At 42.1% G+C, this 10,918-nt stretch carries 8 protein-coding genes; 6 read left to right on the top strand and 2 right to left on the bottom strand.

All coding sequences use genetic code 11. The features are described 5' to 3' along the window. Positions 1 to 268 precede the first annotated feature (268 nt). The 5 genes from VB073_RS13155 to VB073_RS13175 all read left to right on the top strand — a co-directional run bounded on the left by VB073_RS13155 (position 269) and on the right by VB073_RS13175 (position 9,489). Positions 269 to 1,249: a lytic transglycosylase domain-containing protein gene (locus VB073_RS13155; protein WP_323404648.1), complete on the top strand. Its 981-nt coding sequence runs from the start codon at positions 269 to 271 to the stop codon at positions 1,247 to 1,249. A 33-nt stretch (positions 1,250 to 1,282) separates the two neighbouring features. After that, positions 1,283 to 4,147 (top strand): excinuclease ABC subunit UvrA, encoded by a 2,865-nt coding sequence (gene uvrA, locus VB073_RS13160; RefSeq protein ID WP_323404649.1) that lies wholly within the window; start codon positions 1,283 to 1,285, stop codon positions 4,145 to 4,147. 68 nt (positions 4,148 to 4,215) lie between these two features. Beyond that, on the top strand, positions 4,216 to 4,716 hold the full coding sequence (tpx, locus tag VB073_RS13165) for a thiol peroxidase (RefSeq protein ID WP_323404650.1): 501 nt from the start codon (positions 4,216 to 4,218) through the stop codon (positions 4,714 to 4,716). 353 nt (positions 4,717 to 5,069) lie between these two features. Then, positions 5,070 to 8,540 (top strand): protein O-mannosyl-transferase family, encoded by a 3,471-nt coding sequence (locus tag VB073_RS13170; protein ID WP_323404651.1) that lies wholly within the window; start codon positions 5,070 to 5,072, stop codon positions 8,538 to 8,540. Between the two features lie 340 nt (positions 8,541 to 8,880). Next, positions 8,881 to 9,489 (top strand): IS110 family transposase, encoded by a 609-nt coding sequence (locus VB073_RS13175; protein ID WP_323404655.1) that lies wholly within the window; start codon positions 8,881 to 8,883, stop codon positions 9,487 to 9,489. Between the two features lie 477 nt (positions 9,490 to 9,966). Here the strand turns inward: VB073_RS13175 and VB073_RS13180 are convergent, their stop codons facing one another. Then, positions 9,967 to 10,167 (bottom strand): hypothetical protein, encoded by a 201-nt coding sequence (locus VB073_RS13180; RefSeq protein WP_323404652.1) that lies wholly within the window; start codon positions 10,165 to 10,167, stop codon positions 9,967 to 9,969. Positions 10,168 to 10,395: 228 nt separating this feature from the next. Between VB073_RS13180 and VB073_RS13185 the strand changes: the two genes are divergently transcribed. Next, positions 10,396 to 10,719 carry a hypothetical protein gene (locus VB073_RS13185; protein WP_323404653.1) on the top strand — a complete coding sequence of 108 codons (324 nt, stop codon included), beginning with the start codon at positions 10,396 to 10,398 and terminating at the stop codon, positions 10,717 to 10,719. Positions 10,720 to 10,728: 9 nt separating this feature from the next. Here VB073_RS13185 and VB073_RS13190 read toward each other — a convergent pair whose 3' ends face one another. Then, the gene (locus tag VB073_RS13190) at positions 10,729 to 10,881 is read right to left on the bottom strand and encodes a hypothetical protein (protein ID WP_323404654.1); all 153 of its coding nucleotides are present in this window, start codon (positions 10,879 to 10,881) and stop codon (positions 10,729 to 10,731) included. Positions 10,882 to 10,918 lie beyond the last annotated feature (37 nt).

Genomic DNA, 10,918 nt, shown 5'->3' on the forward strand with positions numbered 1-10,918 from the left:
GATATTGAACATGTCCTTGTGTCTAAATTTGAAACTCCCACGAGTTTTAATTTTTATACCTTTGAATCCACAAAATTAGTGATTAATTTTGGAGAAATTAATTTAATACAGTGTAGAACAATGATTATTGATAATTCAATAATAAGACATTCGGAATAGTACTATTTGTATTATCTGGATATTTTTGTAAATTTGTTAGTTCTTTGGGAAGGGTGAGAAGACTATTTCCTGAAGGAGTGACATTTTATACTTCCTACAGAAAACAAGAATGAAGAAATCAACATTACTTATTTTTTTATCCATACTGATAATAACAGGATTAGGGATTCTTGTCATATCCCTCACTTCGGGACACGATATTGAAAAAACTGAATCGGAAAGACCATTGGTTCTTGCTATGACCGCCTCGGTAGAGATCCCTGAAAGCATGGAGTTCGCAGGAGAACGAATAGCTTTCGACCGTTATGATAAACGGGAGCGGATGGATAGGGAATTGAATAGTTTCACCTATTTCCACTCTACCACCATGCTGCTTTTTAAACGGGCCAACCGTTTTTTCCCGATCATCGAACCGATTCTCACACAGCAAGGGGTACCCGACGACCTGAAATACCTTGCGGTAATAGAAAGCAGTCTCGATCCAAGGGCGGTATCCCCCGCACGTGCTGTCGGACTTTGGCAATTCCTTCAGGAGACAGGTAAACAATATGGTCTGGAAGCTACAACCAATGTGGATGAACGTTATCACGTAGAAAAATCGACTGTTGCTGCCTGCCGTTATCTGAAAGATGCCTATCAAAGACTGGGATCATGGAGCGCCGCTGCACTGGCATATAACGGTGGTCAGGGGCGGATCACCGCCGGATTGAAAGAACAAGGGGTTGACGACTCGCTCGATCTCTGGTTAGTGGAAGAAACCAGCCGCTACTACTACCGTATGCTCGCAATGAAACAGATTTTCGAAAATCCGCAACAATACGGATTCATTATCAAAGCGGAGCACCTCTATAAACCGATGCAATTCAAAGAAGTAAAAGTATCTACTTCCATACCCGACCTGGTCGCTTTTGCCAAACAACACAACATCACCTATGCACAGTTGAAGGACTTCAACTCCTGGTTAAGAGGTACCAGTCTGAATAATACGTCGGGGAAAACCTACACCCTACTTATTCCTACGCAGGACGACCTCTATTATAAAAAAGGAGAGAACCCAAAGGTACACAATACTGCATGGGTGGTGAAGTAAACTTTTTCAGATTATAATGCGTTTACTATCATTATGGCATCCGAAACAGAACAGATAGAGGTGTACGGTGCACGCGTACACAACCTAAAAAATATTGACGTGACGATACCCCGCGACTCCCTGACGGTAATCACGGGATTGAGCGGCAGCGGTAAATCATCACTCGCCTTCGACACCATTTTTGCCGAAGGTCAGCGCCGTTATATAGAGACTTTCTCTGCCTATGCACGAGGATTTCTTGGAAAAATGGAACGTCCCGACGTGGATAAGATCACCGGTTTAAGTCCGGTTATTTCCATTGAACAGAAAACTACCAATAAAAACCCGCGTTCTACGGTCGGTACCACCACCGAAGTATATGACTTTCTCCGTCTGCTTTATGCCCGTGCCGGTGAGGCATACTCTTATATCACCGGGGAGAAAATGGTAAAGTATACCGACAGTCAGATACTGGAACTGATATTGGAGAAGTATATTGGTAAAAAGATCTATATCCTTGCTCCTGTTGTAAGAAACAGGAAAGGACACTACAAGGAGCTTTTCGAACAGATCAGAAAGAAGGGATACCTCCATGTGAGGGTCGATGGCGAAATCAGGGAGATCATTCCCGGCATGCGGGTAGACAGATACAAAAATCATAGCATCGAAATACTGATCGATAAACTGATCGTATCCAATAAGTTCGCCGACAAGTTACAGAGTAGTGTACGTACGGCTATGAAGCAGGGTTCCGGCTTAATCCTTATACAGGATGTGGAAGCCAACGAGGTACGCCACTACAGCCGTAGCCTTATGTGTCCCACTACCGGCCTCTCCTACAATGAGCCGGCACCCCATAATTTTTCTTTTAATTCTCCGCAGGGAGCCTGTCCCCGCTGTAAGGGGATCGGTTCTGTCGATCAGATCGATATCGAAAAGGTTGTTCCCGACCCTAAATTAAGTATTGCAGGAGGAGGTATTGCTCCGCTCGGAAAGGAACGAAGTAATCTGCTCTTCTGGCAAATCGCGGCCATCTGCGAGAAATACGGTGTGACATTGAAAACACCCATAAAGGATATACCACAGGAAGCGATCGATGAGATCATGTACGGCACTGACGAACGGCTCAAAATAAAGAATGAGTCGCTTGGTAACTCCAACTACATGGTCTCTTACGAAGGTATAACCAAATATATTGAAATGCAGCAGGAGGACGAAGCTTCAGCGACTGCCCAAAAGTGGGCAGGCCAGTTCATCACCACCTCTGTCTGTCCCGAATGCCGTGGCCAACGCCTTAACAGGGAAGCGCTCCATTTCAAGATCAACGGAAAAAATATCGCTGAACTGGCGGAGATGGATATACAGTCACTGTATAATTGGATGGTCTCTTCTGAAACTGAGATTACGGAAAAGCAGCGGCTCATCGCAGGAGAGATCAAGAAAGAGATTCTTTCGAGACTTCAGTTCCTGCTGGATGTAGGACTGGGTTACCTCTCACTCTCACGATCATCGGCATCCCTCTCAGGCGGTGAAAGCCAACGCATACGCCTTGCCACCCAGATTGGTTCGCAACTGGTGAACGTACTTTATATACTTGATGAACCCAGTATCGGATTACATCAACGGGATAACCATCGCCTGATCGACTCGTTGAAGAAACTGCGTGATTCGGGCAATTCAGTAGTAGTGGTTGAACACGACAAGGATATGATGCTGGCATCCGACTATATTGTGGATATGGGTCCATTTGCCGGACAGAAAGGAGGCGACGTGGTTTTTGAAGGAATTCCCTCGGAAATGTTGAAGAGAAATACACTTACCTCCAACTATCTGAATGGAAAATTAGAGATCGCTATCCCCGAAAAGAGGAGGAAGGGTTCCGGTGAAAAGCTCACGATTGAAGGAGCATGGGGTAATAATCTGAAAAATGTAACGGCAACATTTCCGTTGGGTACGCTTATCTGTGTGACAGGTGTCTCCGGCAGTGGGAAATCGACATTGATCAATGAAACATTACAGCCTATTCTCAGCCAGAAGTTTTACCGGTCGTTGAAAGATCCTCTACCCTATCAATCGGTCAAGGGGATGGAACACCTCGATAAGATTGTAAGTGTAGACCAATCTCCTATAGGACGTACCCCCCGTTCTAACCCCGCTACTTATACCGGAGTCTTCTCCGATATCCGTACGCTGTTTGCCGGTATGCCGGAAGCTAAAATTCGCGGATATAAACCGGGACGGTTTTCCTTCAATGTAAAAGGTGGACGTTGCGAAAAATGTGGTGGCAACGGATATAAAACCATCGAGATGAATTTCCTGCCCGACGTAATGGTTCCCTGTGAAGAGTGTCACGGCAAACGATACAATCGCGAAACACTGGAAGTGCGATTTAAAGGAAAATCGATCGCCGATGTACTGGACATGACCATTAACGAAGCGGTAGAATTTTTTGAAAATGTACCGGCGATCCTCCACAAAATAAAGGTGCTGCAGGAAGTAGGGTTAGGATATATCAAGCTGGGACAGCCCTCCACTACCCTGTCGGGAGGAGAGAGCCAACGGGTAAAACTGGCGACTGAACTGGCACGCATAGATACAGGAAATACCCTCTATGTGCTAGACGAGCCCACTACCGGGTTACACTTTGAGGATATCCGCGTACTATTGGGTGTTTTAAACAAATTAGTAGATAAGGGTAATACCGTTATTGTCATCGAACATAATCTTGATATGATCAAGTGTGCCGATTATATCATTGATTTGGGTCCGGAAGGAGGAGAGCGTGGAGGCCAGATTCTGGCTAAAGGAACACCCGAAGAGATCGTGGATAACCAAGAGAGTTATACAGCCGTTTATCTCAAAGATGAGTTATTAAAAACTGTATTTAAAGTTAAAAATGTCATTGATATGAACATTTAAATCAACTCTTTGTTTAGAGATTACGCAAAAGGGACAATTAAAAACAATTTTAAACAAGCAATAATATAATGGCAAGTATCACATTTAAAGGTAATCCTGTTCAGACAACCGGGGAGTTGCCTACCAAAGGCGCGACAGCACCCGATTTCACGTTGGTAAAGGGAGACCTTTCAGAAGCTAAATTATCGGATTTCAAGGGGAAATATGCTGTTCTCAATATCTTCCCGAGTATCGATACCGGTGTATGTGCTGCTTCTGTACGTCGCTTCAATCAGGAAGCTGCTTCGCTGAAGGATACAGTAGTGCTTTGTATTTCTGCTGATCTGCCCTTTGCTGCCGGAAGATTTTGTGCTGCAGAAGGTATTGAAAATGTTATTACTCTTTCCTGTTTCCGTAACAGGTCATTCGGTGAAGATTATGGTCTGCTGATGGTAGACGGCCCATTAAAAGGTCTTTTGGCCCGGGCTGTGGTAATAGTAAATCCGGAAGGGAAGGTAGTATATACGGAACTGGTTCCTGAGATTGCACGGGAGCCGGATTATCATTCTGCAATCAACTCGATAGTGTAGTTTGTTTCATGAAGATTGTGTTAACAAGGAAGGTCTGCGAAGTGATTCGCGGACCTTCCGCTTTTAAGAGGTAAGGCATAAATGCTACGTTTACAAACTCGAGAGGATTATTCTCTTTATCCTTTACTATTCCAAAAAACTCTGTGCTTGCAGGGATAAAATAAAAAAGCAACCAATAAGGTTGATAGTACCCGTTTCATAAGATTGATTTTATTTTGCATTGTACGATCTTTACATCCTAATATTGACGTAAGGGGGATCAAAAGTACATCTTTTAGACAATATTTAGGATCGTTCGGTTACATATCTCTTAAAAAATTTACATCTTTGCATTTCAAAGAAAAAAATCTGAAATGAGAAACTATAAACTAATTAATTTAATCTCAGGCTGGATCGTATTTAGTGTATCGGCGATCGTATATCTAATGACTGTTGAACCGACAGCAAGTTTCTGGGACTGTGGAGAGTTCATAACCCAAGCCTATAAGCTGGAAGTAGGTCATCCCCCCGGCGCACCAATCTTCATGCTGGTTGGAAATCTGTTCTCTCAGTTTACTTCCGACCCTTCCCAAGTGGCAAAAATGGTCAATATCATGTCGGCGCTGTTGAGTGCATTTACAATTTTATTCCTTTTCTGGACCATCACCCATCTGACCCGTAAACTTATTGTCACAAAAGAGGAAGGTGTGCTCAATACAGGTCAGACGATCGCGATAATCGGCAGCGGACTCGTGGGCGCATTAGCCTATACTTTCTCCGACACATTCTGGTTCTCTGCCGTTGAGAGTGAAGTATATGCTTTCTCCTCCATGCTCACTGCTCTGGTGTTCTGGCTGATTCTCAAATGGGAGGATAATGCCAACAAAACCGACTCCGACAAATGGATTGTACTAATTGCCTATGTGATGGGATTATCCATTGGCGTACACCTTCTCAATCTGCTGTGCATTCCGGCTATCGTATTGGTCTACTATTTCAAGAAAAACGAGGCACCCGACTGGAAAGGCGGTATCAAAGCCCTGTTACTCTCTTTTGGCCTTATTATTGTATTAATGTGGGGAATCATTCCCGGTTTTACAAAAATAGGAGGATGGTTCGAACTATTCTTTGTGAACTCGTTGGGATTTTCCTATCATACAGGCACATTCGTCTATATTATCCTTTTAACAGGTGTGATCGGTTGGACGCTCTATGAGACATTCTTCCCGAAGGGGAAAGAGAGTCGTGCCAAAACAGCATTCTTTATCAGTTTGGGGTTGACAGGTATTCTTTTTATCAGTAACAGTGCCTGGCTGTGGGTCATGCTCATTGCTACAGGAGCCTATTTCATATTCAGATATAAAAAACTGGAAATCAAATTCATTAATCTTGCGGCTACCTGCCTGTTGGTCATCCTTATAGGATTTTCTTCCTTTGCCATGATCCCTATCCGGTCAAACGCCAATCCTCCGCTCGATCTGAACTCGCCGAGAGATATCTTTTCACTCGGGAGCGTGTTAAGTCGCGAACAGTACGGGAATAGACCTCTTTTTTATGGTAGTACATATGCTTCCGATGTGGAGAGGAGTGCCGATGGAAGTGCCGTTTACACCGAAAAGAAACAATACAATCGAATCATAAAAACTTCACCTGATCAAAAGGATCGCTATGTTGTATCTACTGCGGTTGATGCGTATAAATATACGCATTCAATGCTGTTTACACGTATGCATTCCGATCCGGCTACAAATCCCAATTTTACAAATCATATCCGGGGATATCGCGTTTGGGGCGGTGTCACTGATGAGAATATTCCACCGACCTTCTTTCAAAATCTGAAATTTCTCTTCAACTACCAAATCAATCACATGTACTGGCGTTATTTCATGTGGAACTTCTCCGGCAGACAAAATGATATCCAGAGCTATGGTGGAATTACATCCGGAAACTGGATTACCGGGATCCCCTTCTTCGACGCACATGTGCTGGGCCTGGGACCCCAGGACAATATAGCCCCCAGTATTGTCAACAATAAGGGGCATAATAAATACTATATGCTTCCGTTGCTACTGGGTATCATAGGCATCCTTTTCCAGTTGCAATTGAAAAAGAGAGGCAAACAGAGTTTTGCGATCGTTTTTATGCTCTTCTTCATGACCGGGATTGCCATTGTCCTCTACCTGAACCAGACTCCCTTCGAACCAAGAGAGCGCGACTACGCCTATGCCGGATCCTTCTATGCTTTCTCAATCTGGATAGGGATTGGGGTTGCGGGAATCAGTTCCTTCCTGAGGAAATATATGAACAACAACACCGTCACTACCACCCTTGTCACCGCAGCAACACTCTGTATCCCCATACAAATGGCTTCCCAGAACTGGGATGATCACGACCGTTCAGAAAGGACTCTGGCAAGGGATACCGGTATGAATTATCTGAGCTGCGCAGGTGAAAATGCTATCCTTTTTACCAATGGGGATAACGACACCTACCCGCTTTGGTATGTACAGGAAACCGAAGGATTCCGTACCGACGTGCGTGTGACCAACCTCAGCTTCCTGCAGGTGAAATGGTATATAGACCAGTTGATGCGACAAGCCTACGAGTCGGAACCGCTACCTATTAAGTGGACACCTCAGCAATATTTTGAAAAATCGGGAAGCAGTGCATTCATTATCACCAGAAAGCAACACGAAGACAAGCTCCGTGAGAGAAAGATTCTACCCATTTCATTCAGCTCCTATTTCGATGTGAATACATTTAAAGACACGCTTTCCCTGAAGCAGACTATGGAGAATCTAAAGACAGGGCAAAATAAGCCGATGACTCAACTTTACGATATTGGAGATATGCCTGTTATTCCGGGTAATATCCTGACACTTAACGTGGATACCATGAAGGTAGATTGGAAAACACTTGCCGCAAAACCATCCGACAAGATGTACATTGATCTAAGAGGCAAATCCTCCGTTTCTTTTGGTGAACAAATGATTATGGAACTCCTCACCAATATCAACGACGACAACTGGCAGCGTCCCATTCATTTCGCTACTACTATTCCCGATGACCTCTTCCTGAACATGCATAGCCGCAATTTCTCACTCAATGGTCTCACTTACCAGGTTGTACCGGGTGTACCTCTTTATGATAGTGTAAATATAGACGCAACATATGATAATATGATGAATAAGATCAGATGGGGTGGGCTCGAAAAGAATCCCGATATCTATTTCGATGAAAATTGCCGAAGGGTACTTAACAGGCTCCGTCTTTCTTTTGCACAACTAGTGGATGCACTAATTGATGCAGGTGAAAACGAAAAAGCGTTCAATGCACTGGATAAAATCACTACAATGATACCCCCTTCCACCATGCCTTACGGTACAGAAGGATTAGATTTTGCCGAATCATATTACAGACTGGGTGAGAAAGAAAAGGCTGAGGCACTTATCGAAGAAATTAACGACAGGATAAACAGGAACCTCGACTGGTTTGTACGGTTAAAACCGGCACAACTGTCAAATACACTCTCCGAGGTGGTATGGAATAATATTACTCACCAGTTGCTGATCACCAGTATTTATCAGCAATATAACAAAGAAGAGTACAGCTTATTGATTGACGATTTATTACAACGTGCACAAACATTCTATATGCGGGGTGTACCATATGCTGGAGATATTCTCTTGAAAGAAATCGCAAATGGCTCACTAGAAGGGTATTACTCTACCTCTACTGGTGATACCTTGCAACAGAGAATGGAAGAGCAAACAATGCAAAAAGCGTTCAGCATGATGCACCAATTCAACCCGAAATTATTGGAACAATATTCTGTAAAAGAATGATACATTGGTGATATAAGAAGCTCTATTATCTTATAAACAGGATAATTTTCAGCAACTTACTTTGTCGTGTCATATTCTTCTGTTATACGATATTTTTTACATACTATTGTTGCAGTCAGAGGGAACTTGCTTGACTTTCAGCAATCTGGAAAAATTTCGCATGAAAAAGGCAACGGATAAGTAGATGAGAAAGTGCTGATATACACTTAGTTTTTCATGCTTTCAAATAACTCTGTTATCTGTATGCAAAGTTAAGATTTTCCGCGTAAACGTATAAAGCGAAAAAACGAAGACCATCAAAGGATTAAAGCTTGAAGTTGTTAATCTGAACGCGGCAGGTATTGATGTTTCATCAACAGAAATGCAAGTATGTGTTCCCGAAGATCGTGACGGCGACAATAATCGTTGTTTCGGCACATTTACGGAAGACTTATACCTCATCGTGGAGTGGTTAAAACCGTGTGGCATAGAAACGGTAGCAATGGAATCCACAGGTGTTTACTGGGTTCAATTGTACATGGTATTGGAGGAGTCCGGTTTTGACGTACTGTTGGTTAATGCCAAAGCGATCAAAAATATCGGAGAGAAGAAAACCGACCAGGTGGATGCCGAATGGATCATGCTGCTACATAGTTACGGGTTGCTAAAAGCCAGTTTCCAACCGGATAATCATGCGCATCGCATACGTAATCTCAGCCTTCACCGGGATAACCTGATGAAGTCGGCCAGCCGGGAAGTTCTCCACATTCAAAAATCAATGGAGTTGATGGATATAAAACTAACGAACGTGATCAGTGATATTTTGGAAAAATCCGGACAGGCAATTATTTCGTCTATTATTGCCGGAGAGAGGGATGCCTGTCAAAAAGCTTATCAGAATGTAAATCGAACTCGAAAAAATACAGAATCAAATCAAAAAACATGCATCATGAGAAATTTTGTTATATAGAAGATAATGATTGTTCATCAATGAGCAAAAGCAATTTATACTAAAAACAATGCGAATTCTCTTTATAGGAGAATTCGCATTGAAAAAAAGATATATGAAAAAAAATATAGGTAATTATATACGAATTAACCTAAGAAACTTTGGTAACAAAACCAAGCTCTAAACTACTCTTTATTAACAAAGTTTAATACCGTATAGAATATTAAACTTTGTAGATATGTTTGACAAAAGAAAAATCCAAGAAGCGTTCCGTTTATCGGAAATGTTCACACCTACAGGTGAATCAATAACTCCGATTTATAAAGTGCGGGAGAATATGGAAAAACTCCTAATTGAAGAAAATGAATTGCAAGAGTATCTATATAGGTATAACCCGAAGGAATATCACGTGTATATAGACCAAGCTATACAGAAAATTTATCATCCAACGGAGGACAATTTGAAGAAAGATGAAATTCTCAGATTGTCAGGATTACGTTAATCTTCATCCTGAGTTTCGGAAGATTCATTTGTCTCTTCTTCCATATCCTCTTCAGGAATATCTATTGGGATATTTGCAAGTCTCTTGGGGAATACTTCATTCTCTAAATCTTGTTCAATATCTTTTCTATAAGGTAAGCTCATAATATCAACTTTTAGTTTTTGCAAAGATACTATGATTTTTCTGTATCTTTGCATTGTTCTTTGGAACAACTTATTAGAAAATTAGGAGTGCCTTATACTCGTTGAAATCGCCAATCTCAAGAAGGTATATACAAGGCATAGTGGACAGCCCATATGGTGGGTTGCCTGTCTATGCGTATGTACGGGTGTTTGGCGATACCTAACGAGTATGCAAGGACGGCAACCCACTTCTTTTTATTGCTAATCACCTCATAGGTTGCAGAGGTATAAACTTCTAAATCTATGGACAAAGATGTTCTTACTGCTTGGTTTTTTATGATAGCTGTTTGGGCTATTATTCTATGTATCTTTACGACTATTGGTTCTCTGGCTAAGAAAAGAGGACGCAGCTTTTGGGGCTGGACTTTATTTCCTTTCTTAATACCTCTTGGGATTGATTTATTCTTCTTACAGATAGAGGGTGTAACGTTTGCTTTTCTTTTTGCTCCCTTTCTTGTTACGTATGTAATAGGATTGATTTCTGTACTGCTAAGCGGTAAAACCCAAGAGAAGAGAATGCAAGAAATATACGAAGAAGAACAATGGCGTAAAATGATGAGAGATTGAATAAGTCTCTCAGTTTTTCTTCTTTCTTGTTTTGCGTGGTTTAACGTTTATCGTTTTCAGCAATAGCTCATCGAAAGGAACAGGAGTTTGTTCCTTTTCTTTTGGACGGATTTCACTTAAAATCTTCATGACATCTTCTTGTTTTTGTTTCTTTTTAGCCATTTGTCAATTGCTTATAAGTTATACGATATTCCGTATT

Origin of the sequence: Proteiniphilum sp. (assembly GCF_034927365.1) — a bacterium.
Lineage (GTDB): Bacteria > Bacteroidota > Bacteroidia > Bacteroidales > Dysgonomonadaceae > Proteiniphilum.